Source organism: Mycobacterium sp. NGS39, from assembly GCF_059812765.1.
In genome coordinates this window covers 272,016-294,287 of the sequence record NZ_JCALDH010000005.1, presented here as the reverse complement: position 1 = coordinate 294,287, position 22,272 = coordinate 272,016, and the positions used below count along the sequence as shown (strand labels likewise).

Here is a 22,272-nt window from a genome sequence, read left to right as displayed (position 1 = left end):
CCTGGACGCAACCTTGATGGTGCGCAGTGACCGCTTGGTCTTGGGCGGTCCCAGCTCGTAACCAGATCCGGCACGCTTCCACGACCGCACAATCCGCACCGTGCCATCTCCGCAGTCAATGTCGGGCGGTCGCAATGCCACAGCCTCAGAGAAATCGGCATCCCGACGCGACGAGAACTCAACCAATGGCTTGTATCGGTCGCTGAACGCGCTTTTGAGTAGCTGGTTCTCGTCGCGGTTAAGGAACACCCTCTCTTGTCGCTTAGTACGCGGAAGTCGGATGCCTTGGCATGGGTTGGTGCTCAGGTGGCCGTCCTCCACGGCACGCTTAAGGGCGCTTGAGAGGAACCCGTGCTTATTCGAGACCGTCATGCCCGATGCACCGTCGTCTCTTAGGCCGTTAACCCACCCGGCAACGTCCTCACGGGTGAGGGAACCGAGATACCCCAAATCTCCAAATGCGCGGCGGGCGTCTCCTCTCAGCGAGTTGACAAGAGCACAGAACCGTCCCGCCTCCTCCTCTGCTCCGGCTCCGACGAAAGACTGTCCCGATTGCCTGCCGTCGAGTTTGAACAGCACTTGCCAGTAGGGCGTGCCGTCCTTTTGATAGCGCTGTCTGAGCGATGCCACGAGGGTCCCGATACCACCGGATGATTGACCGCTGGCTTTATAAACCTCGTTTGTGGTCCCTGACCTGCGGTTTTGTTGTGGAGCTGCCGGGAATCGAACCCGGGTCCTACGGCATGTCCTCAAGGCTTCTCCGTGCGCAGTCCGCTGTGTCTTTCTCGGATCTCCCGGTCTCGCGGACTAGCCGGGATGACGATCCCAGTCGCTGTTAGATGTCCCGATGAGTCCCGCGACCGGACTCACCGGTGGATCCCTCTAGCTGACGCCAGGCTCCGGGTCGAGGGCGTTCCCGGGCTGACGGACTAGCTGTCGCTTAGGCAGCGAGAGCGTAGTCGCGCTGATTGGTATCGGCGCTTAATTGGTTGCAACGACGCTTACGGTGGTCTCTTGCCTGCACCGGCACGCTTCCCTTGATTCGATGCGCGAAGTCGAAACCTTTCAGCCCCTTGTCTTCGAGCATCCCTGCCGACCTTCGGCAGGATTTCCAAGTTTACCCGGCCCTACAACGCACGGCCCAGCCAATTTCTTCCGCGGCGCCTGCGATTTCGGTGCGCAAACGTGCGCTCAGCGCCGGTTTGCGCACCGAAATCGCTCAGATGACGAAGGCGAGCCGCTCCACGACCTGCCGGCCCAGGTCGACGTCACCGGTGATGTCGATCGCATCCATGTTCTCCGCCGCCGTGGTCCGCCCGCCCGCCAGCCGCGTGAACAGCACCGCGTCCAGCTGGATCGTCGTCGTCGGGCCATCCTCGAACTCTCCGACCACTTGACCGCGGCCGTTCACCGCCACCCGCAGCGTCCGCTGCAACGGCCCGGTAAGCGCAAACTCCACCCGGCTGCCGCTAGGCGCCCCGGCGAGCTTGCCGACGGTGCGGCCCAGCGCTGAGGTGATCTCGGCAAGGGCTTGCCGTGCCGGCGGGCCGGCCAGCTTCTCGTCGGTTGCCCAGACTCCGACGGCATACCGGATGTCTTGTTCGTGCATCCAGCAGTCGAACACCCGAATCCGCATGAATCGCCCGTAGCTGTCCGGGCCGGCCGGCGTGGGCGTCGTGTCGTCCCACGCTTCTTGGCTCATCGCCAGCAGCGCTTCGCGCCGGTCCGCGGTGATCGACCGGAACCTTTCCAGCATCGCCGCCGGCGGCTCGTCGCGCAGATATCTGACCCAGCATTCGTTCATCGCCCCGATGTCGTTGCGGACATGCGCCAACGCCTTCACATCGCAATCCGGCTCCGGCGGCGGCTCGCCCTTCAGGAACGACTCGGTGCCGATGAGGTGGCTGACGACATCATGCACCCGCCATTCCGGCAGCGCAGTCGGGGCATTCCACTGCTCGTCGGACAGTCCGGCCAGCAGCTCGTCGATGTCGTCCCACACCGCGAACAGCGCCTCGAGAACCTCTTGCTTGTCAAGCTGGGTCACCAGGCGATGCTAGTCCCGAGGCAATGGGCTAAAGCATGCCCTTGGCCCGCCGGCCCAATTCGCGGGTCACTTCGCGCTGAGCGTCGCGGCGGGCCATGTCCTGGCGCTTGTCGCGGGCCTGCTTGCCGCGAGCCAGCGCCAGCTCCACCTTCACCTTGCCGCTCGTGAAGTACACCGACAACGGCACCAGGGTCAGGTTGCCGTCGCGGATCTTGCCGATGAGCGTGTCGATCTCGCGGCGGTGCAGCAAGAGCTTGCGGTTGCGCCGCGGCGCGTGGTTGGTCCAGCTGCCGTGGTGATATTCCGGGATGTGCATGTTGCGCAGCCACACCTCGCCGTCGTCGACAGTGGCGAACGCATCCACCAGCGACGCCTTGCCTTCGCGAAGGCTCTTGACCTCCGTGCCCACCAGCACGATGCCGGCCTCGAACACGTCGAGGATCGAATAGTCGTGGCGCGCTTTGCGATTGGTAGCGACGATCTGCCGCGGCGGACCGCCCTTCGACAGCTTCTTCTTGCTCACGGCTAGCGCCGTACGTAAAGGCGCAACGTCACATACGCCGTCACGCCCGCGACCACCACGCCGAGCAGCAGGAAGGGGGCGATGTAGAAGATGTCGAGGTAGTCGACCCGGGCGATCAGCGGCGGGTTAGGCGGCGGCACGTCATAGAACTGCTTGAGCGCGTCCTCCAGGAAGAACGCCCGCACCCCGAGCAATCCGACGATCGCGAGCACCACCCCGACGAGGGCGGCCAGCATCGCCTCCACCAGGAACGGCAACTGGGTGTACCAGCGGCTCGCACCCACCAGCCGCATGATCCCGATCTCGGTGCGCCGGTTGAATGCAGATACCTGAACCATGTTCGCAATCAACAAGATTGCACCGATCGCCTGCACGAAGGCGATCGCGAACGCCGCATCACGCAAGCCGTACAGCACCGAAAACAGCCGGTCGACCAGCTCCTTCTGATTGAGCACACGCTGAACCCCAGGCTGGGCGATCATCGCCTGCGCGAATTCCTTGTCGTCATCGGGGTTGACGAGCTTCACCTTGAACGACGCCGGAAACGCAGACCTGCTGGCGACGTCTTTGAACGTCGGAATCCGTTGGATCGCATCGTTGTACGCCTGATCCGGGTTCAGATAGACCACGTGCTCGACGTCCTTGCGGTTCTGCAGCAGATCGTTGAGTGCCTTGCACGGGTTCTGCTTGCAGTCCGGATCACGTTGTGACACATCGGAATTGAGGAAGACCTGCGATTCCACCCGGCTCAGGTAGATCTTGCCGGACTGATCGGCCAGCCGCCACACCAGCAGCGCGCCGCCGAACAGACCGATCGAGATCGCGGTGGTGAGGATCATCGCGACAGTCATGGTCAGGTTGCGGCGAAATCCGTTCCAGACCTCGTTGAGAAGGAATCTGAAGCGCACTTAGCGGTCCATCCCATAGACACCGCGCTGCTCGTCACGCACGAGCTTGCCCATGTCCAGTTCGACCACCCGCTGGCGCATCGAGTCGACGATGTGATGGTCGTGGGTGGCCATCACCACGGTGGTGCCGGTGCGGTTGATCCGCTCGAGGAGGTCCACGATGTCTTTACTGGTCTCCGGGTCGAGGTTGCCGGTCGGTTCGTCGGCCAACAGCACCAGCGGACGGTTCACGAACGCCCGCGCCATCGCCACGCGCTGCTGCTCGCCACCGGACAGCTCGTGCGGCAGCCGGTTGGCTTTACCGGACAGCCCGACCATTTCGAGCACGTCGGGCACCACGCGGTTGATCACGTCGGCGCGCTTGCCGATCACCTCCAGCGCGAACGCGACGTTTTCATAGACGGTCTTCTGCTGCAGCAGCCGGAAGTCCTGGAACACGCAGCCGATCACCTGCCGAAGATGCGGGATGTTACGACCGTGCAGGTGGTTGACCCGGAATTTCGACACCTGGATCTCGCCCTTGGTGGGCTTCTCCTCGGCCAGCAGCAGGCGCATGAACGTCGACTTGCCCGAGCCGGACGGACCGATGAGGAAGACGAATTCACCCTTGTCGATCTTCACGCTCACGTTGTCCAGAGCCGGGCGGGCAGACGACTTGTACTGCTTGCTGACCTTGTCGAGGGTGATCATCACGGCACGCCAGTGTAGCGGTGGTCCACCTGCGCCCCGGTCAGCGCGACGGCGTCGGCGACGGGCCGGGACCCGGCACGGCGGGTGACGGCGACTGCGGGGCAAACCCCGGCGGAGCGGGCATGGTGGTGGTCGGCGAGCCGCTGGTGGTGGTGTCGGTCGGCGAGGTGGGCGACGTCGTCTCCGTCGGCGTGGTGGTCGTCGGTGTCGGCGTCGTGGTGGCTGTGGTGGTGCGAGGTGTGGTTCTACGCGGCTGCACGTCGGTGCGCGGCACCCAGGTGTAGTTGGGGTCCGGAACGAAACCCGGTGGCACCACCTGGGTGGCCGGGGCCTGCTGCGGCTGCGGCTCCGGCTGGTTGGCCTCGTAGAGCCACCAGATCAGCAGGAAGGCGACAATCAGCGCCAGCGTCGACGTGCGCAGGCGACCGCCGAAGACGTACGCGGGCCAGCCCTTGTTGTCCTTGGTCATCGCGGGCTCACCGAGACTCCGGCAGCTGTGCCTCTTGGGCGGCCGGGGCCGGAATCGCGCCGACCATCGGTGTCGACTCAGTGGGCGAGACGATGCCCGCTCGGCCCAGCGCGCGGACCACAAGAACCCGCAGCCGCCGGCCGACCTCGAACTGCTTGCCGGGCAGCGTGCGCGCGACCATGCGCAGGATCACGTTTTCCACCTGGATGCTCTCGACGCCCATCAGCGACGGCGCGTCCAGTAGCAAGTCTTTGAGCTGCGGGTCTTCCGTCGCCGCGTTGCAGACGTCATGCAAGACATCGTTCACGGCGTTGAGGTCGGCGGTCACTGGCACCGGGATGTCGACGACGGCGCGCGCCCAGTCCTTCGAAAGGTTCACCGATTTGACGATCTGTCCGTTGGGGATCGTGTACACCTCGCCGTCGCTGGAGCGCAACTTGGTCACCCGCAACGTGACGTCTTCGACTGTGCCGCGCGCTTCGGCGGCGATGCCCGACACCGTCAGCGCCACCAGATCGCCGAACCCGTACTGGCGCTCGGTAATGATGAAAAAGCCGCTGAGCAGGTCTTGCACCAGGCGCTGCGCGCCGAAACCGAGCGCGGCGCCCAGCACGGCCGCCGGCGCCACCAGCGAACCGATCGGAACGGCCAGGATGTCGGTGATCTCGACGGCCACCATGACGTAGAGGATCGCGATCGACAACCAGGAGATCACCGATGCGACGGCCTGGCGGTGCTTGGTGGCCTCCGATCGCACCAACGCGTCGCTTTCGCGGAAACCCTCGTCGAGTCGACTGGTGATCAGCTTGGCGGCCCAGTTGATGAACCGGGCCACCAGCAGCGACCCGATCAACAGCAGCAGGATGTGCAGACCCTTTGTCAAGATCCACTCACCCAGCTGGCCGTGCCAGAAGCCACTCCACCGCTCGGCGAGGGGAAAGGCCAGGTATGTGTTAGTCGTCATCTTTTCTGTTGCGCCACCGGATTCCCGCTTCGAGGAACCCGTCGATGTCTCCGTCTAGTACCGCAGCCGGATTGCCGACCTCGTAGTCGGTGCGCAGGTCCTTGACCATCTGGTACGGGTGCAGCACGTAGGAGCGCATCTGGTTTCCCCACGAACTGCCGCCGTCGCCCTTCAACGCATCCAGCTCGGCTCGTTCTTCTAACCGCTTGCGTTCCAACAGCTTTGCCTGAAGCACGCGCATCGCCGAAACCTTGTTCTGCAATTGCGACTTCTCGTTCTGGCAGGTGACCACGATACCGGTCGGAATGTGCGTAAGTCGAACCGCCGAGTCGGTGGTGTTGACCGATTGGCCGCCCGGACCGCTGGATCGGTACACGTCGACGCGCACATCACTTTCCGGAATCTCGATGTGATCTGTGGTCTCCACCACAGGCAGCACTTCGACTTCCGCGAACGAGGTCTGACGGCGACTTTGGTTGTCGAACGGGCTGATTCGCACCAGCCGGTGGGTGCCTTGCTCCACCGACAACGTGCCGTATGCGAACGGCGCGTGCACCGCGAACGTGGTGCTCTTGATGCCGGCTTCTTCGGCGTATGAGGTGTCGAAGATCTCCACCGGGTACTTGTGTTTCTCGGCCCAGCGGATGTACATCCGCATCAGCATCTCGGCCCAGTCGGCGGCGTCGACGCCGCCCGCACCGGAGCGGATGGTGACCAGCGCCTCGCGCTCGTCGTACTCGCCGGACAGCAGTGTCCGGACTTCCATCGCCTCGATGTCTTCGCGCAGCGATTTCAGCTCGGCTTCTGCTTCGGCGAGCTCGTCACTGCTGCCCTCTTCCGCCGCGAGCTCGTAGAGCACCGGCAGGTCGTCGAGCCGCCGGCGCAACTCCTCGACTCTGCGCAACTCCCCTTGCGCGTGGGACAGCTCACTGGTGACCTGTTGCGCGCGGGATTGGTCGTTCCACAAGTTGGGATCGGCGGCCTCGTGTTCCAGCTTTTCGATGCGCGCTCGCAGACCGTCGAGGTCGAGTACGCGTTCGACGCTGGTCAGCGTCGAGTCGAGCGCCGCGAGGTCGGCTTGACGGTCAGGATCCACGGGTGCCTACGTTACCGGCCGGTCCCCGTTTAGCATCGAGCCGTAACTCGGCCACACGCGACAGCCCGTATCGCGCGGCCGACAACCGGGGAGGCTCCAGGATGCGTCCTTACTATGTCGCGATCGTCGGCTCGGGGCCGTCTGGGTATTTCGCGGCGGCGTCGCTGCTGAAACTCGCCGACGCCCCCGAGCCGGTGCACGTCCACGTCGACATGCTCGAGATGCTGCCCACGCCGTGGGGGCTGGTGCGCTCGGGGGTGGCGCCCGACCATCCCAAGATCAAGTCGATCAGCGCGCAGTTCGAGAAGACCGCGGCGCACCCGCGGTTCCGGTTCTTCGGCAACATCGCGGTCGGTGAGCATGTCCAGGCCGCTGAGCTGGCGCAGCGCTACGACGCGGTCATCTATGCCGTCGGCGCGCAGGCCGACAAGCCGCTGCGGATCCCCGGTGAAGATCTGCCGGGAAGTGTTGCGGCCACCGAGCTGGTCGGCTGGTACAACGCTCATCCGCACTACGAGAAGATGCCCCTGGATCTGACGGGCGAGCGGGCCGTCGTCGTCGGCAACGGCAACGTCGCGCTCGACGTCGCACGCATTCTGGTCACTGACCCAGACGAGCTGCGCACCACTGACATCGCCGACCACGCGCTGAAGCTGCTCGACCCGCGCGGGGTGGAGGAAGTGGTGATCATCGGGCGTCGCGGCCCGCTGCAGGCCACCTTCACGACGTTGGAGTTGCGGGAACTCGGCGAGCTCAAGGGCTTGGAAGGGGTCGACGTGCTGGTCGACCCGCCCACCGACGTCACCGACATCACCGACGAAGAAGCCGAGGCAGCCGGCAAGACCGTCAAGAACAACATCAAGGTGTTGCGCAAGTTCGCCGAGAGCCGACCGACGCCGGGCAACCGCCGGATCGTGTTCCGGTTCCGCACCTCTCCGATCGAGATTCGCGGCGACGGCCGGGTCGAGGAAGTGGTGGTGGGCCGCAACGAACTGGTGACCGACGAGACCGGCCGCGTCGTGGCGCGCGACACCGGCGAACGAGAAGTGCTGCCCGCACAACTGGTGGTGCGCGCGGTCGGATATCGCGGCGTGCCGACGCCGGGTCTGCCGTTCGACGACCGGACCGGCACGATCCCCCACACCGACGGGCGCGTCGAGGGCAGCCGCAACGAGTACGTCGTCGGCTGGATCAAGCGGGGGCCGTCGGGAGTGATCGGTAGCAACAAGAGCGACTCGCAGCACACCGTGGACACGTTGGTGGCCGACTTGGCCGAACCGTCACACGACGACAGCTACTCCGAGGAACTTCTGGAGTGGCTGCTGTCACGGCAGCCGAAGCTGGTCACCGACGAACACTGGCAGCTGATCGACCGCCACGAACGCACCACCGGCGAACCGCATGGCCGGCCGCGGGTGAAGCTGGCCAGCCTCGACGAATTGCTGCGCATCGGACACGGGTAAATAGGTGGTGTCTTGCCATGGTGTCGTGATGGTGTCACCATGACACCATGGACTTGCAACCGTACGTCGATGCGGTCCGGCACGAAGTGCTCCTCGCCGCCGAAGCCGGCGGCGAGGAGGCTGCCGCATTAGCCGACCGACTCACCGCGCCCCTGGAATCGGCGCTGAGGCTCGCGCTTCTGGACGCACTGTCCGGCGCAGCGGCCGAGATCACGCGTGAGCTCGCACCCCGCGCCGTCGAGGTGCGGCTGCGTGGGCGCGACCCCGAATTCGTGCTCGTCGGAGACGTCGAGGAACCGGTCGACGGCCCACCGGGTGCCGAACCAGTCGGCGCCGACGACGGCGGCACTTGGCGGGTGACACTGCGGCTACCGGAAAGCCTGCGGCCGACCATCGAGGCGGCTGCCCGTCGCGACGGAATCTCACTGAACGCCTGGCTCGTGCGCGCGGCGACCGCCGCGGCCGGCGGAAAGCGGTCCAGAAAGCATTCCGGCCGGGTCGTCACCGGCTGGGTGCGATGAATTACCAAGGGAGACAACACATGCCGACATATGACACACCCGAACCGATCACCGCCCGCGTCGAGACGGCCACCGGTACCGTTCGACTCGTAGCGACCGAGCGGGCAGACACCGTCGTCGAAGTGCGGCCGAGCGACGCGTCCCGCCTCGCCGACGTGCGGGCTGCCGAACGCACTCGCGTCGACTTCTCCCACGGCACGCTTACCGTGTCGGTCGGTCGATGGGGCTTGTTCGGTGCGCGCACCGGAGCAGTCGCCATCGAAGTCGAATTGCCGTCGCGGTCGCGACTCGACATTGCGGTGTCCTCCGCGAATGTCCAGGCCGACGGCGAGTACGGGGACTGCCGGTTCGCGACGGCCAGCGGCAACGTGAGGATAGCGGTGGTGCACGGAAAGCTGCAGGCGGACAGCGCATCCGGAGACATCACCGTCGAAACTGCGCATGGCGGTTCGATAGCGACCGCGTCCGGGAACGCAGCGATCGGCGCGTGCGTCGGCGATCTGAAATTCCAAGCCGCCAGCGGAAAACTGACCATCGGGCGGTTGGCGGGAAACGTCAAGGCGCAGACAGCGTCGGGATCGGTCCGCGTCACCGCCGCGGTGCGCGGCAAGATCTTCGCGCACACCGCCAGCGGCGACGTCGAGGTCGCGGTGGCACCCGGCACCGCGGCGCACCTCAACGTCGCGACTGGGTCAGGCGTCGTCACCAACGACATGCAGATGTCCGACGGGCCCGCCGCGGGTGACCAGACACTCGAGGTGCAGGTGCGCAGCGGCTCGGGTGACATCACCGTGCGCCGGGCGGCGGCCGACTCGGCGGCCTGACCTGCTGTCACAGGAAATTCCCATCAGCCCTTGAGATTTCGCGCCGGGGTGTCGACTGGAGAATTCGGCCCTTCGGACGCTACGGTGGATGCCCTATGAGCGACCCCCTGGGGTTGTCGATCGGAACGGCCAGCCTGGTCGCGGCGCGCGTCGGAAACCCACCTGTGCTACGCCCTGCTGCGCTGACGTTGTCAGGCGGTGTGTCGATCACCGGATTTGTGGAGCGGGTCGGCGACCCCGTGCCGCTCGTCGCGGCCGACGGGACAGCACACCGTGCCGATCGTTTGACAGTCGAGGCGCTCGCGGCGATGGTGCGTGACAGCGGCGCATGGCCCACTGCCGTCACGATCGCCCGGCCCGCCTGGTGGGGCAACGCCGCAGTGTCTGCCCTACGGTCTGCGATCCCGGCCGTACGCGAGCTGAACCCGAATGGGCTTGCACCACTGGTTGTTTCGGATGCCACCGCAGCGCTGACCGCCCTGGCCGTGGATCCCGGCCTGCCCACCGACGGAGTGGTTGCGCTGCTCGACTTCGGCGCGGGCGGGACGAGCATCACGCTCGCCGACGCGGGATCGGGCTTCGGGGCGGTGGACGAGACGCTGCGATACACCGACTTCTCCGGCGATCAGATCGACCAGCTGCTGCTCACGCACATTCTCGCCGGAATTGCGGGCACCCAGGGAATCGATTCGGCGGCCACCGCGGCCGTCGGCGCGCTTCGACTGCTGCGTGAGAACTGCCGCCAGGCCAAAGAACGCTTGTCGGCCGATTCGGTGACCGAGGTGAGTGTCGAACTTCCGTTGCACCGCAGCAGGATTCGACTCACGCGCGCCGAACTCGAGGGTCAGCTCGCGCAGCCGCTGACAGGGGTGATCACAGCACTGCATGAGGTTTTGCGGCGCAACGGAATTGGCCCGCAACGGCTTGCCGCGGTCGCGACGGTTGGCGGTGGGGCCGCAATTCCGGCGATCACCCTGCGCCTCTCTGAAGACTTACGCATGCCAGTGGTGACGACGCCGCGCGCGGAGCTCAACGCGGCCGCGGGGGCGGCGTTGATGAGCGCGCGACTGCCGACAGACGAGGCCACTGTGGCGGCATGGGTGCCTCCGCCGACTGAGCAGGCCGGTTCGGCGACGTTTCGGGCACTGGCGTGGTCAGAAGACGATGCGGCCGCGGCAGACCCGGTGCCTTTCACCGGCGCCGATTACCCGGCATGGGACCCCGACGAGGCGCGGCCACCCGTGGAGTTCCTGCCTGCCGACGGGCCTGTCGAACGATCGCCTCGCTGGTATCGCCGACCGATGGCTGCTGTCGGTCTGGCGGCCGCGGTGCTGTTGGTCGCCCTGGGCGGGCTGGCATACACACTGACATCGCATGAGGACAAGCCCCGTCCGCCGACCGCGGTGACGTCATCGCCGGCCAGCCCGCCTGCGCCCGTGCCCTCGTCGGAAGCTGCGACCAGCGCGATCGTCAACGCCGGCCCTCCCGCGCCGGCTGAGCCACCGGCGCCGACCGTCACCGCTTTGCTGCCCCCACCCGCCACAACACCGGCGGCCACCACCACACCGACAACAACCACCACCACAACGACCACCACAACGACAACGACAACGACCACCACCACGACGACGACCGCCCCGACGACGACAACAACAACGGAACCGACGACAACAACAACGACAACGAATCCGATGACGACGACGTATCTGAATGTGCCGTTCCTGCCGGTTCCGATCCCTATTCAGGTGCCGCAGCAGTAGATTCAGCCACCCTGCGCGACGCGCCAGTTGTCCGGATTTCGGGGCGAATACAGCACCGGGATGAGTTCACCCACGCGTGGCCAGCTGCCGACGTCGACGGCGTAACGCTGATACACCACATGCTCGTTGACCGTGGGACCGTTGATCACGCCGGTGACGGTGACGAACTGCTCCCCCGTCGCATCCGGCCGCGGGCTGACGCCGGTGATCAGCAGAGTGCCGTCCACCGCGTCCGCGGGCTGTCTGAGTCGGCGCAGCCACGGCGCCGCTAGCAGCGCGAGCGCGCCGAGGACCACGATTATCCAGAAGATTTCCCACACGCCCTCATGGTAGGACTGCTGCCATGGGCGATCAGTCGGACGACCTTGGGCTGGCGCTGCGCTTGGCCGACGAAGCAGACGCGTTGACCACACCGCGGTTCGGTGCGCTCGACCTGCGCGTCGAGACAAAACCTGATCTCACGCCGGTCACCGATGCCGATCGGGACGTGGAAGAGGCGATGCGCCAGACGCTTACGGCTCAGCGTCCCGACGATGCTGTGGTAGGCGAAGAATTCGGTGGCGCAACGCAATTCGTCGGTCGCCAGTGGGTGATCGATCCGATCGACGGGACCAAGAACTTCGTTCGGGGCGTACCGGTGTGGGCCACGTTGATCGCATTGCTTGACGACGGCGTGCCAGTGGTCGGCGTGGTCAGCGCTCCGGCGCTGCAGCGGCGGTGGTGGGCTTCTGCGGGTCGCGGCGCCTTCGCCGCGGTGGCAGACGGCACGCCTCGGCGGCTCTCGGTGTCGGCGGTGGGTGAGTTGTCTGCGGCCAGCCTCTCGTTTTCCAGCTTGTCGGGGTGGGGCCGGCGCCGCGAGCGGTTTCTTGCGCTGACCGACGCAGTGTGGCGCGTGCGCGCGTTCGGTGATTTCTTCTCGTACTGCCTGCTGGCCGAGGGCGCGGTCGATATCGCGGCCGAACCCGAAGTCTCTCTGTGGGATTTGGCGCCACTCGACATCCTCATCCGCGAGGCGGGTGGGACATTCACAAACCTCGACGGGGTCGCGGGTCCGCACGGCAGGAGTGCTATGGCGACGAACGGCAAGCTGCATGACACCGTCCTGGCTCAGCTGTCGTCCGGCTAAGTGCTCGAGCCTGGCGTGAACAAGTGTTCGCCGACTGTGAATTAGTTAACAGGCTATCGCTATCTTACTCCGGAGTAAGATACCGTTATCGCATCGCCATCCATCTATTGAGGCTGATGACATGACCAATTTCCTACCGTCCAAGCGGGCATCGTCGCGCCGCGAGAACCGCCGCAATTCTGCTCCCGGCCGCGAGAGCGCGGTCGGCCTGCAACGGCACAAGCGCACTCCGACCGACATCGGGCTCGCGTTGGTGACGCCGATCGTCGGGCAGGAGTTCCTCGACCGCTACCACCTGCGCGACCCGGTCAACCGGGCGCTGCGCTACGGCATCAAGCAGGCGTTCTCGGTGGCCGGTGCCAGCACCCGGCAGTTCAAACGGGTGCAAGGCTTGCGCAGCGGCCCTACGCGGTTGAAGTCCAGCGGCAAGGACTACTTCGACCTGACGCCCGACGACGACCAGAAGATGATCGTCAGCACGGTCAGCGAATTCGCCGAGGAGGTGCTCCGGCCCGCTGCGCGGGAGGCCGACGACGCGGCCACCTACCCGCCGGACCTGATCAGCCGCGCGGCCGAACTGGGCATCACCGCCATCAACATCCCCGAGGACTTCGACGGCATCGCGGCACACCGTTCGACGGTGACCAATGCCCTTGTGGCCGAGGCGCTGGCGTACGGCGACATGGGACTGGCCCTGCCGATCTTGGCGCCGGGCGGCGTTGCGGCCGCCCTGACCAACTGGGGCAGCGCCGACCAGCAGGCCACCTATCTCAAAGAATTCGCCGGTGAGAACGTGCCGCAGGCATGCGTGGCAATTGCCGAACCGCAACCGTTGTTCGATCCGACGGCGCTGAAGACCACCGCCGTTCGCACCCCCAGCGGCTACCGGCTGCGCGGCGTGAAATCACTTGTGCCGGCTGCCGCGGACGCGGAGCTGTTCATCGTCGGTGCCCAATTGAACGGCAAGCCAGCGCTTTTCATCGTCGAGTCGTCATCGCAGGGTCTCACCGTCAAGGCGGACCGCAGCATGGGTCTGCGGCCGGCCGCCCTGGGACAGGTCGAGCTCGACAATGTCTCGGTACCGGTGAGCGCACGGCTCGGTGAGGACGAGGCCACCGACGCCGACTACTCCGAAGCCGTCGCGTTGTCCCGGCTGGGCTGGGCGGCGCTGGCCGTCGGCACTGCGCATGCGGTGCTCGACTACGTCGTGCCCTACGTCAAAGAGCGCCACGCGTTCGGGGAACCGATCGCTCACCGCCAATCCGTCGCGTTCATGTGCGCCAACATCGCGATCGAGCTCGACGGCCTTCGCCTGATCACGTGGCGCGGCGCATCGCGCGCGGAACAGGGCCTGCCGTTCATCCGCGAGGCCGCGCTGGCCAAGCGACTCGGCACCGACAAGGGCATGCAGATCGGGCTCGACGGCGTGCAACTGCTGGGCGGCCACGGCTACACCAAAGAGCACCCCGTCGAACGCTGGTACCGCGACCTCCGCGCAATCGGGGTCGCCGAGGGCGTCGTAGTAATCTGAGCGAACGGAAAACCCAGTCATGGCAATCAATTTGGAACTGCCCCGCAAGCTGCAAGCGGTGGTGGACAAGGCGCACCAGGGTGCCGCCGAGATGCTGCGGCCGATCTCACGCAAGTGGGACCTGCGCGAGCACGAATACCCCGTCGAGCTGGACACCCTGGCCAACCTGTTCGAAGGCATCTCTGAGGCAAAGACGTTCGCGTTCGCAGGAGCAGAAGCATTCCGGGACGCCGACGAGGCCAAGAACGAGAATCACAACGGCGCGAACATGTCGGCCGTGCTCAACGTCATGGAAATCAGTTGGGGCGACGTGGCTTTGATGCTGTCGGTGCCACGGCAGGGCCTGGGCAACGCCGCCATCAACAGCGTCGCGACCAAGGAGCAGCTCGAGCGCCTCGGCAAGGGCGTGTGGGCGGCGATGGCGATCACCGAGCCCGGCTTCGGCTCGGACTCGGCCGCGGTGTCCACCACGGCCACCCTCGACGGCGACGAGTACGTCATCAACGGCGAGAAGATCTTCGTCACCGCAGGCTCACGCGCCACCCACATCGTGGTGTGGGCCACGCTGGACAAGTCCAAAGGCCGCGCCGCGATCAAGTCGTTCATCGTGCCCCGCGACCATCCCGGCGTCACGGTCGAGCGGCTCGAGGACAAGCTGGGCATCAAGGCATCCGACACCGCGGTGATCCGGTTCGACAACGTCCGCATCCCGAAGGAAAACCTGCTCGGCAGCCCTGAGATCGACGTCGAGAAGGCGTTCGCCGGGGTGATGGAGACGTTCGACAACACGCGCCCTGTGGTCGCCGCGATGGCCGTCGGCATCGGCCGCGCCGCACTCGAAGAGCTGCGCCGCATCCTCACCGATGCCGGCATCGAGATTTCCTACGACAAGCCGACGCATGCTCAAAGTGCTCCTGCCGCAGAGTTTTTGCGGATGGAGGCCGACTGGGAGGCGGGCTATCTGTTGACGGTGCGTTCGGCGTGGCAGGCCGACAACGACATCCCGAACAGCAAAGAGGCCTCGATGGGCAAGGCCAAGGCAGCCCGCGTGGCCAGCGACATCACGCTCAAGGCCGTCGAATTGGCAGGCACCACAGGCTATTCCGAGCAGACGCTACTGGAGAAGTGGGCCCGCGATTCGAAGATCCTCGACATCTTCGAGGGCACCCAGCAGATCCAGCAGTTGGTAGTCGCCCGCCGACTACTCGGGCTGTCCTCCGCTGAGCTGAAGTAGGACTACGGCGACGGTGTCGGCGAGTCGTGAACCTGCGAGCTGATCACCGAGCTGGCCGAACTCATCCACGAGCTCAGCGTCGCCGAGACCGAGCTGCGGACACTGTCCGACGTGGTGGTCGGCCCGCCGGTGGTGGTCGCAGGCCCGTTACCCGAATCGCTGCTACACGCAGACCCGACGACGGCCAGCGCGATCATCGCGGCGGCCCCGACGGTAGCGCTGAAACGACGATTCAGCAGGACTGCCCTCATGTTGATGTCCAATCTCTCGCATGGCCGGGAAGCTGATCTTCGGTAGATACCCGGAAATCGCGGGCATCGATCGCCGAAGTCGGCGCAGGATGCGTCTGACCACAATCAGCGTCGTCACGCTCAGCGCGATCCCGCACAGCGCGGCGCGCCGTCTTCGTCTCCTCTTTGCCGATCTCGTCGAGCTGCCGAGGTAGTAACCGATCGACGCCGCGGCGACCAACGCGCACACCGCCTCGAGCGCCGTCACGAATACGAGCGTGCTCTGCTGCTGTCGCGGCCAGGTCACGTCGCAGACACACCTCGGTGAACGGCACGGCCTCCCTACCAGTTCTCAGAGTTTTCCCCCGCCGCCGTGACATGTCGGGTAATCATCCAAGGGACATGACCGAAAATTCGTCAGGTCTGGGCCGCGACGGCGGGCTCGCCGAGGCGGTGTTGGCGCGCTCCGGGATCTTGCAAGGAGTGTCGCCGGAGGCGGCGGCCGATCTGATGCGGCAACTGCAGCTCGTGGAGTTCCCGCGCGGGCACACCATCTACGCGGCGGGCGATCCCGGCGACCGGCTGTACATCGTCATCACCGGCAAAGTGAAGATCGGCCGGCGCTCACCGGACGGCCGCGAGAAGTTGCTGACGATCATGGGGCCGTCCGACATGTTCGGCGTGCTGTCGGCGTTCGATCCTGGGCCGCGCACCGCGACGGCGACCGCGATCACCACGGTGTGCCTGGCGGCGATGGACCGCGCCGCGCTGACCGCCTGGATCGCCAACCGGCCGGAGATCACCGAACGGCTGTTGCAGGTGCTCGCCCGGCGGCTGCGCCGCACCAACGATCACCTGACCGATCTGATCTTCACCGACGTGCCTGGCCGTGTCGCGAAAGAGCTGCTGAAGATGGCCCAGAAGTTCGGCACCTCGGAGCCCGGCGGCCTGCGCGTCAAACACGATCTCACCCAGGAGGAGATCGCCCAGCTCGTCGGTGCCTCACGGGAAACGGTGAACAAGGCGTTGTCCGACTTCGCCCATCGTGGCTGGATCCGCTGGGACGGCAAGAGCGTGCTGATCCTTGACACCGAGCGGCTGGCTCGCCGCGCCCGCTAGCAGCCCCTCAGATGCCGGTCCAGGCCTCGTCGAGACGCTGGGCCACGTCGATCACCTGCGCCTTCTCCGAGGCCGGACTGTCGATCTCGTCGCGGACATACTGAGCGATGAAGCGCTTGATCTCGGCATCGACCCCGGCCACGATCCGCAGCAGTTCAGCGCGCAACGACGTCGACGCCACATCGACCACGATGTCGGACGGGCGCGGTTTCGCGACGTCGATGTAGAGCAGCAGCGGTTCGGCCGCCCGCGCCTCGGCCCTCAACTTGATCTCGCCGGCGACGTTGAATCTGGGCTTGTCCAGGCGCAAGTCGATCACCATGTCGATCGCCAGCGGAATGCGGATGTCGAAGGTGATGGTCTCGCCGAGGACCCGGTACGCCTCGGGCTGCTTGATCGTGACCTTGGCGGTGACCTTGGCGAGCCCGCCCGGGCCCTGACGCATCGGGCCCATCTCGAACTGGTCGCCGGCGATTGCGGCGAACGCGGCCGCCACGCGCTCCTCGGTGACGGCAACTTCGAAGAAGTTACGGCCGAATTGCTCGTAAGAGATGAACTGGTAGTTCTGCATTGCTGACTACCTTCCCATGGCCTGTCCTGCGCCGACAGTGCACTGCGCTTCGCGACACGCCGCCCGGAATGCGTCGAGGCCTTGTGGCGGGCAGTAACGAAAAGTAATGTCACTTTTAGTTTTGGTCCGTGTATCCGAGGGAGCCGACGATGGAGTCGTTCGTCCACCTGCGCAAAGGCACCACGCCGCGGCGCCTGCACGCAGACCTCGACGGGCTCAAGGACGACGAGCTGGGCCGCGGCGGGTTCACCGGGCGCACCGCGAACATGTACCGGCGGCACGACCCCACCGCGTACCGCTGCGTGGGTCCGCTGCGGCCGATCGATGTGCTCTCGACAGAGCTCAAGCCCAGCGATGCGACTGATGCCGCCGGCGGGCCGCTGCTGCTGTTCTCCAACCCCGATTGCCGGGTGTCGTTGAGCCGTCGCACGGAGGAGATGCCGTACTTCGTCCGCCACGTCGACGGCGACCTTCTGTCATTCGTGCACCGAGGCTCCGGACTTTTGCAGACAGAGTTCGGCCCGATGCCCTACCGCGAGGGCGACTGGGTTTATCTGCCGAAGGCGACGACGTGGCGTCAGGTGCCTGACGCTGAGACGACACTGCTGATGATCGAGGCCACCGACGAATTCCGGGTGCCGTCGCCCGGTTACCTCGGCCGGCACTTCCCGTTCGACCCGTCACAGGTCACCATCCCCGATCCGGCACCGCTCGACGATGATGGACGCGACCAGTACGAAGTCCGGCTCGTGCACGATGGCGGCCCGACTTTCCTTTATTACGAACACAATCCGCTCGATGTCGTCGGGTGGCGTGGTGACAACTTCCCGTTCACGTTCAACATCTGCGACTACAACGTCGTCACCTCCGACAGCGTGCACTTGCCGCCGACCGTGCACCTGTTCATGCAAGCCACCGGCGTCTACGTGATGAACTTCCTGCCCAAGCCCGCCGAAAGCGTGCCGGGCACCGAGCGCACGCCGTGGTATCACCGCAACGTCGACTACGACGAGATCGCGTTTTTCCACGGCGGCGCGCTGTACGGCATCCCGATGCCGCCGGGCCTCATTTCGCATGCGCCGCAAGGCATTCACCACGGCGCACCGGAGAAGGCGCGAGAACGGGCGCGTCGCAAATTCGACGACTTCGACCGCGTCGACTGGCAGGTCATCGCCATCGACACCCGCCGGCGTCTCACTCCATCCAACGAGGTGCTCGCACACGACCTCGGAGCGGCAGCGGCCGCGACATCGAAGGGAGCCAGCACTGTCCGCAAATAGTCCCGTCAAGCACGACTACGACCGCATCCCGTATCTCGTTGCGTACCAGAATGATTCAGGGGTGCGGGACGTCTACGGCGGCGTCGCCGAGCTCGTGGTGCTGGAAAGCTACCTGCTGCGGCCGAAGACCAAGCAGTCCGATACCGTGCTCGTCTTCATGCATCCGATCGGCGGGGGCGCCTACCTGCCGATGATCAATGCGCTCGCCCGCGCGGGCCATCATGTCATCTACTGCAACAGCCGGTTCCGGGGCACCGACTCCGCGCTGCTGATGGAGAAGGTGGTTCAGGATCTGGGTGAGTGCATCAAGGACGCCACGAACCGGCTCGGCTACTCGAAGGTGGTGCTGGCGGGCTGGAGCGGCGGCGGCTCGCTGTCGGTGTTCTACCAACAGCAGGCTCAGCACCCGACGGTGACGGCCAGCCCGTCGGGCGACGGGCCCGACCTGACCAAGCTCGGGTTGATTCCCGCCGACGGGTTGATGTTGTTGGCCGCGCACGTGAGCCGGCACGGCACGCTGACCGAATGGCTCGACGCGTCGATCCTCGACGAGTGCGACCCCACCAAACGCGATCCCGAACTGGACCTCTACAACCCCGACAACCCGAATCAGCCGCCCTACACCGAGGAGTTCCTCGCCCGCTACCGGCAGGCCCAGATCGACCGCAATCGCCGGATCACGAAGTGGGTCAAGGGGAAACTGGCCGAGCTGAAGGCATCGGGTCGGCCCGACGACGAATTCGCGTTCGTCGTCCACGGCACGATGGCCGACCCACGCTGGCTGGACCCGACGGTGGACCCGAACGAGCGCACGCCCGGCACCTGTTATCTGGGCGATCCGCAGTGGGTCAACAACTCCCCCGTCGGGCTGGCGCGGTTCTGCACGCTGCGCAGCTGGCTGTCGCAATGGAGCTATGACGACGCGAACGGGGACGCCGTCAAGTGCGGGCCGGACATTGCCGTTCCGACATTGGTCATCGGCAACCTCGCCGACGACGCCTGCACGCCCAGCCACACCCACCGGCTCTTCGAAGCCATCGGCCACCCCGATAAGGAAATGCACGAGATTCCCGGTGCCAACCACTACTACGCCGGCCCGGACCAACGTGACACGCTGCGCAAGGCCGTCGGGATCTGCACCGATTGGCTTACCCGGCACGGCTTTTCGCTGGAGGCGCCATGAGCGTCGCCGGTCCGCTGGACGGCATTCGGGTGGTCGAGGTCGGCACGCTGATCTCGGGCCCGTTCGCCGGCCGGCTGCTCGGCGACCTCGGCGCCGAGGTGATCAAGATCGAGCCGCCGGGCCAGCCCGATCCACTGCGTACGTGGGGGCAGGCCGAGTTGAACGGGCACCATTTCTTCTGGACGGTGCATGCGCGCAACAAGAAGGCGGTGACGCTGAACCTGCGTGGCGCCGCCGGCCGGGAGCTCTTCCTCGACCTCGTCGAGCGCTCCGACATCGTCGTCGAGAACTTTCGCCCCGCCACACTGGAGAAGTGGGGGCTGGGCTATGACGCTCTGCGCGAACGCAACCGGGGCATCATCCTGGTGCGCGTGTCCGGCTGTGGCCAGACCGGACCAGAGGCACACAAGGCCGGGTACGCGTCGGTCGCCGAGGCGGTCAGCGGCCTGCGGTACATGAACGGATTCCCCGGCGGCCCGCCGCCGCGGCTCGCGCTGTCGTTGGGTGACAGCTTGGCCGGCATGTTCGCCGTGCAAGGCGCCCTCGCGGCCCTGTACCGGCGAACTGTCACCGGTGAGGGACAGGTCGTCGACGCGGCGCTGACCGAATCATGTTTGGCGATACAGGAATCCACGATTCCCGACTACGACGTCGGTGGGATCGTGCGCGGACCGTCGGGCACCCGGTTGGAGGGCATCGCCCCGTCGAACATCTACCGCACGGCCGACGGCAGCTGGGTGGTGATCGCCGCCAATCAGGACACCGTGTTCCGGCGGCTGTGCGCAGCGATGGGCCGACCGGAGCTCGCCACCGACGATCGGTTCGCCAATCACGTTGCGCGAGGGCGCAATCAGGACGAGCTGGACAAGATCATCGCCGACTGGGCCGCCGAGCGTCAGCCCGACGACATCATCTCGACGCTGTCGGATGCAGGCGTGATCAGCGGGCCGATCAACACGGTGGCCGAGGTTGTCGACGATCCCCAGCTGCGGGCGCGCGGGATGATCGCCGAGCATTGGGACGAACGGGTGGAGCGGACGGTGCTCGGCCCCGGTGTGGTACCCGTGCTGTCTGACACACCGGGCACGATCCGCAACGCCGGGCCCGCACGTCCCGGACAGCACAACGAGGACGTCTACATCGGACTGCTCGGCAAGACCCCCGATGACCTCGAAGCGCTGCAAGCCGAGGGAGTGATATGAGCGAGCTACCCAGCCACGTCACGATCCGCGAGGTGTCGCTGCGCGACGGACTACAGATCGAAGATCCTATTCCGTTGAGCGCGAAGCTGGAACTGCTCGACGCCGTGGTGGCTACCGGCGTGCGAGAAGTCGAAGCGACCGCGTTCGTGTCTCCGTCGAAAGTGCCGGCGCTGGCCGACGCCGCCGAGCTGGCGGCCGAATTGGACCGGTACCGAGACTCGGCCGGCGTCGAGTTCTCCGCGCTGGTGGCGAGCCCGAACGGCGCGAAACGCGCTGTGGCCGCGGGCCTTCGGTCGATCGAGTATGTAGTGTCCGCGTCCGACGGGCACAGCCGCGCCAACGTCGGCCAGCTCAGCGCCGAAGCGGCCGCACAGATCTCCGACATCGTCTCCGTCGCACACGACAGCGGGGCGTCGGTGGAAGTGATCGTCGCCTGTGCGTGGGATTGCCCGTTCGACGGCCCGACTCCCCCGCGCCGCGTGCTCGACATCGTCGAGAAGGCATGCGGCGACGGGGTCGACCGCCTGGCGCTGGCCGACACGATCGGCACCACCACGCCGCGCCGCACGGCTGAGCTGTTCGCCGACGTGCGTACCGTCCTCGGTGACATTCCGCTCGGCGCGCATTTCCACAACACCCGTGGCGCAGGGCTCGCCAGCGCATACGCGGCGGTGCAAGCCGGTGTCACTCGGCTTGACGCATCGGTCGGCGGGCTGGGCGGATGCCCGTTCGCGCCGGGCGCCAGTGGCAACATCGCCACCGAGGACCTTGTGTACCTGTTGCGCGACAGCGGAATTTCAGTGGATGTCGACCTCCCGGCCGCGATCGACGCGGCGCGCGTCGCTTCACGTGTGGTCGGCCATGAGTTGCCGAGCGCGCTGTTGCGAGCCGGTGACCGGCTGCTGTGACGATGGCTGTCCAGACGCTGAGCTCCAAAGGCCGCCAGACGCGGGAGGCCATCGCGCAGGCAGCCCGAAAGTTGTTCGCGGAGCGCGGCTTTCACGGCACTACGCTGGCCGACATCACGTCGGCGGCGGGGAAATCGCCCGCGGTGTTCTACCGCTATTTCGACGACAAGGAAGATCTGCTGGCCGCTCTGGCGGAGTCTTTTCTTCACGACGTGGTGGAGCCGTCGGGACTGTCCGTCTCGTTGCCGGAATCTCCGGACGACACCGAGTTCTTCACCACGGTCGTCACCGGCTACTGGAACATGTTCAAGCAGAACATCGGGATCATGATCGCGGTTGCACAGTTGGCGGCCACACAGCAGCGGTTTGCCCACGTGCAGAACGAATTCCGCCGCTTCGGCATGGAGATCGTCGCCGCGTCGGTTCTTCGAGCGCAAGAACAGGGTTACGGTCGCGAGTTGAACGCACAGCACGTCGCCGCAGCGATCGCGCTGCTGTTCGAGAACTTCACGACGGTGTTCGTCGCGTCGTCGGGTCTGGGGCAGATCAGTGACACAGACGCGATCGCAACCCTGTCGACGATCTGGAAAAAGACGCTGTATGGCTTCTAGGCCGACGGATCC

Annotated in this window: 25 protein-coding genes and 1 other RNA gene; 14 read left to right on the top strand and 12 right to left on the bottom strand. The window is 65.9% G+C overall.

Annotated features, from left to right (window positions below; translation table 11 throughout):
* The 9 genes from AC5Y39_RS09905 to prfB form a co-directional block, all read right to left on the bottom strand.
* On the bottom strand, window positions 1-630 hold a 630-nt coding region (locus tag AC5Y39_RS09905), incomplete at its 3' end, for a tyrosine-type recombinase/integrase (protein ID WP_500018380.1).
* 75 nt (window positions 631-705) lie between these two features.
* Window positions 706-1,073, bottom strand: a transfer-messenger RNA (tmRNA) gene (ssrA, locus tag AC5Y39_RS09900).
* Window positions 1,074-1,219: 146 nt separating this feature from the next.
* Entirely contained in the window at window positions 1,220-2,047 is an 828-nt protein-coding gene (locus tag AC5Y39_RS09895; RefSeq protein WP_500018378.1) for a maleylpyruvate isomerase family mycothiol-dependent enzyme, read from the bottom strand.
* A 28-nt stretch (window positions 2,048-2,075) separates the two neighbouring features.
* Entirely contained in the window at window positions 2,076-2,570 is a 495-nt protein-coding gene (smpB, locus tag AC5Y39_RS09890; RefSeq protein WP_500018376.1) for an SsrA-binding protein SmpB, read from the bottom strand.
* 2 nt (window positions 2,571-2,572) lie between these two features.
* Window positions 2,573-3,478, bottom strand: a complete 906-nt coding sequence (gene ftsX / locus AC5Y39_RS09885; protein ID WP_500018374.1) for a permease-like cell division protein FtsX — start codon at window positions 3,476-3,478, stop codon at window positions 2,573-2,575.
* A complete protein-coding gene (gene ftsE, locus AC5Y39_RS09880) occupies window positions 3,479-4,168 on the bottom strand; it encodes a cell division ATP-binding protein FtsE (protein WP_499908070.1) in 690 nt (229 codons plus the stop codon).
* A 40-nt stretch (window positions 4,169-4,208) separates the two neighbouring features.
* The gene (locus AC5Y39_RS09875; protein ID WP_500018372.1) at window positions 4,209-4,637 is read right to left on the bottom strand and encodes an Rv3103c family proline-rich protein; all 429 of its coding nucleotides are present in this window, start codon (window positions 4,635-4,637) and stop codon (window positions 4,209-4,211) included.
* Between the two features lie 7 nt (window positions 4,638-4,644).
* Window positions 4,645-5,601: a mechanosensitive ion channel family protein gene (locus AC5Y39_RS09870; RefSeq protein WP_500018371.1), complete on the bottom strand. Its 957-nt coding sequence runs from the start codon at window positions 5,599-5,601 to the stop codon at window positions 4,645-4,647.
* Window positions 5,591-6,697 (bottom strand): peptide chain release factor 2, encoded by a 1,107-nt coding sequence (gene prfB, locus AC5Y39_RS09865; protein WP_500018369.1) that lies wholly within the window; start codon window positions 6,695-6,697, stop codon window positions 5,591-5,593. Before prfB ends, AC5Y39_RS09870 begins: the two co-directional genes overlap by 11 nt.
* Window positions 6,698-6,798: 101 nt before the next feature.
* Between prfB and AC5Y39_RS09860 the strand changes: the two genes are divergently transcribed.
* The 4 genes from AC5Y39_RS09860 (at window position 6,799) to AC5Y39_RS09845 (ending at window position 11,265) form a co-directional block, all read left to right on the top strand.
* Entirely contained in the window at window positions 6,799-8,160 is a 1,362-nt protein-coding gene (locus AC5Y39_RS09860) for an FAD-dependent oxidoreductase (RefSeq protein ID WP_500018367.1), read from the top strand.
* 47 nt (window positions 8,161-8,207) lie between these two features.
* Window positions 8,208-8,681 carry a histidine kinase gene (locus AC5Y39_RS09855; RefSeq protein ID WP_500018365.1) on the top strand — a complete coding sequence of 158 codons (474 nt, stop codon included), beginning with the start codon at window positions 8,208-8,210 and terminating at the stop codon, window positions 8,679-8,681.
* 20 nt (window positions 8,682-8,701) lie between these two features.
* Window positions 8,702-9,505 (top strand): DUF4097 family beta strand repeat-containing protein, encoded by an 804-nt coding sequence (locus AC5Y39_RS09850; protein ID WP_500018363.1) that lies wholly within the window; start codon window positions 8,702-8,704, stop codon window positions 9,503-9,505.
* Between the two features lie 95 nt (window positions 9,506-9,600).
* Window positions 9,601-11,265 carry an Hsp70 family protein gene (locus AC5Y39_RS09845; RefSeq protein ID WP_500018361.1) on the top strand — a complete coding sequence of 555 codons (1,665 nt, stop codon included), beginning with the start codon at window positions 9,601-9,603 and terminating at the stop codon, window positions 11,263-11,265.
* A gap of 2 nt (window positions 11,266-11,267) precedes the next feature.
* On the opposite strand, the gene AC5Y39_RS09840 is transcribed toward AC5Y39_RS09845, so the two are convergent.
* On the bottom strand, window positions 11,268-11,585 hold the full coding sequence (locus AC5Y39_RS09840) for a hypothetical protein (RefSeq protein ID WP_500018359.1): 318 nt from the start codon (window positions 11,583-11,585) through the stop codon (window positions 11,268-11,270).
* A gap of 23 nt (window positions 11,586-11,608) precedes the next feature.
* Between AC5Y39_RS09840 and hisN the strand changes: the two genes are divergently transcribed.
* From hisN to AC5Y39_RS09825, 3 genes are all read left to right on the top strand, one after another.
* Window positions 11,609-12,391, top strand: coding sequence for a histidinol-phosphatase (gene hisN / locus AC5Y39_RS09835; RefSeq protein ID WP_500018357.1), 783 nt, complete (start codon window positions 11,609-11,611; stop codon window positions 12,389-12,391).
* A 121-nt stretch (window positions 12,392-12,512) separates the two neighbouring features.
* Window positions 12,513-13,922 (top strand): acyl-CoA dehydrogenase family protein, encoded by a 1,410-nt coding sequence (locus AC5Y39_RS09830; protein WP_500018355.1) that lies wholly within the window; start codon window positions 12,513-12,515, stop codon window positions 13,920-13,922.
* A gap of 19 nt (window positions 13,923-13,941) precedes the next feature.
* On the top strand, window positions 13,942-15,156 hold the full coding sequence (locus AC5Y39_RS09825; RefSeq protein WP_500018353.1) for an acyl-CoA dehydrogenase family protein: 1,215 nt from the start codon (window positions 13,942-13,944) through the stop codon (window positions 15,154-15,156).
* 2 nt (window positions 15,157-15,158) lie between these two features.
* Here AC5Y39_RS09825 and AC5Y39_RS09820 read toward each other — a convergent pair whose 3' ends face one another.
* Window positions 15,159-15,407, bottom strand: a complete 249-nt coding sequence (locus tag AC5Y39_RS09820) for a hypothetical protein (RefSeq protein WP_500018351.1) — start codon at window positions 15,405-15,407, stop codon at window positions 15,159-15,161.
* Between the two features lie 20 nt (window positions 15,408-15,427).
* Between AC5Y39_RS09820 and AC5Y39_RS09815 the strand changes: the two genes are divergently transcribed.
* Window positions 15,428-15,601 (top strand): hypothetical protein, encoded by a 174-nt coding sequence (locus AC5Y39_RS09815; protein WP_500018348.1) that lies wholly within the window; start codon window positions 15,428-15,430, stop codon window positions 15,599-15,601.
* A gap of 187 nt (window positions 15,602-15,788) precedes the next feature.
* Window positions 15,789-16,505: a Crp/Fnr family transcriptional regulator gene (locus AC5Y39_RS09810; RefSeq protein WP_500018346.1), complete on the top strand. Its 717-nt coding sequence runs from the start codon at window positions 15,789-15,791 to the stop codon at window positions 16,503-16,505.
* A 7-nt stretch (window positions 16,506-16,512) separates the two neighbouring features.
* On the opposite strand, the gene AC5Y39_RS09805 is transcribed toward AC5Y39_RS09810, so the two are convergent.
* On the bottom strand, window positions 16,513-17,076 hold the full coding sequence (locus tag AC5Y39_RS09805) for a hypothetical protein (protein ID WP_500018344.1): 564 nt from the start codon (window positions 17,074-17,076) through the stop codon (window positions 16,513-16,515).
* Window positions 17,077-17,225: 149 nt separating this feature from the next.
* Here AC5Y39_RS09805 and AC5Y39_RS09800 point away from each other — a divergent pair, with 149 nt between their 5' ends.
* Genes AC5Y39_RS09800 through AC5Y39_RS09780 form a run of 5 tightly spaced genes read left to right on the top strand, consistent with a single transcriptional unit; the run spans window position 17,226 to window position 22,260 of the window.
* Window positions 17,226-18,356 carry a homogentisate 1,2-dioxygenase gene (locus tag AC5Y39_RS09800; RefSeq protein ID WP_500018342.1) on the top strand — a complete coding sequence of 377 codons (1,131 nt, stop codon included), beginning with the start codon at window positions 17,226-17,228 and terminating at the stop codon, window positions 18,354-18,356.
* On the top strand, window positions 18,343-19,539 hold the full coding sequence (locus AC5Y39_RS09795) for an alpha/beta hydrolase family protein (protein ID WP_500018410.1): 1,197 nt from the start codon (window positions 18,343-18,345) through the stop codon (window positions 19,537-19,539). Before AC5Y39_RS09800 ends, AC5Y39_RS09795 begins: the two co-directional genes overlap by 14 nt.
* Window positions 19,536-20,741 carry a CaiB/BaiF CoA transferase family protein gene (locus AC5Y39_RS09790; RefSeq protein WP_500018339.1) on the top strand — a complete coding sequence of 402 codons (1,206 nt, stop codon included), beginning with the start codon at window positions 19,536-19,538 and terminating at the stop codon, window positions 20,739-20,741. The genes AC5Y39_RS09795 and AC5Y39_RS09790 overlap by 4 nt, the downstream gene beginning before the upstream one ends.
* The gene (locus AC5Y39_RS09785) at window positions 20,738-21,649 is read left to right on the top strand and encodes a hydroxymethylglutaryl-CoA lyase (protein ID WP_500018337.1); all 912 of its coding nucleotides are present in this window, start codon (window positions 20,738-20,740) and stop codon (window positions 21,647-21,649) included. The genes AC5Y39_RS09790 and AC5Y39_RS09785 overlap by 4 nt, the downstream gene beginning before the upstream one ends.
* Window positions 21,650-21,651: 2 nt before the next feature.
* The gene (locus tag AC5Y39_RS09780; protein WP_500018408.1) at window positions 21,652-22,260 is read left to right on the top strand and encodes a TetR/AcrR family transcriptional regulator; all 609 of its coding nucleotides are present in this window, start codon (window positions 21,652-21,654) and stop codon (window positions 22,258-22,260) included.
* The last annotated feature ends 12 nt before the right edge of the window (window positions 22,261-22,272 follow it).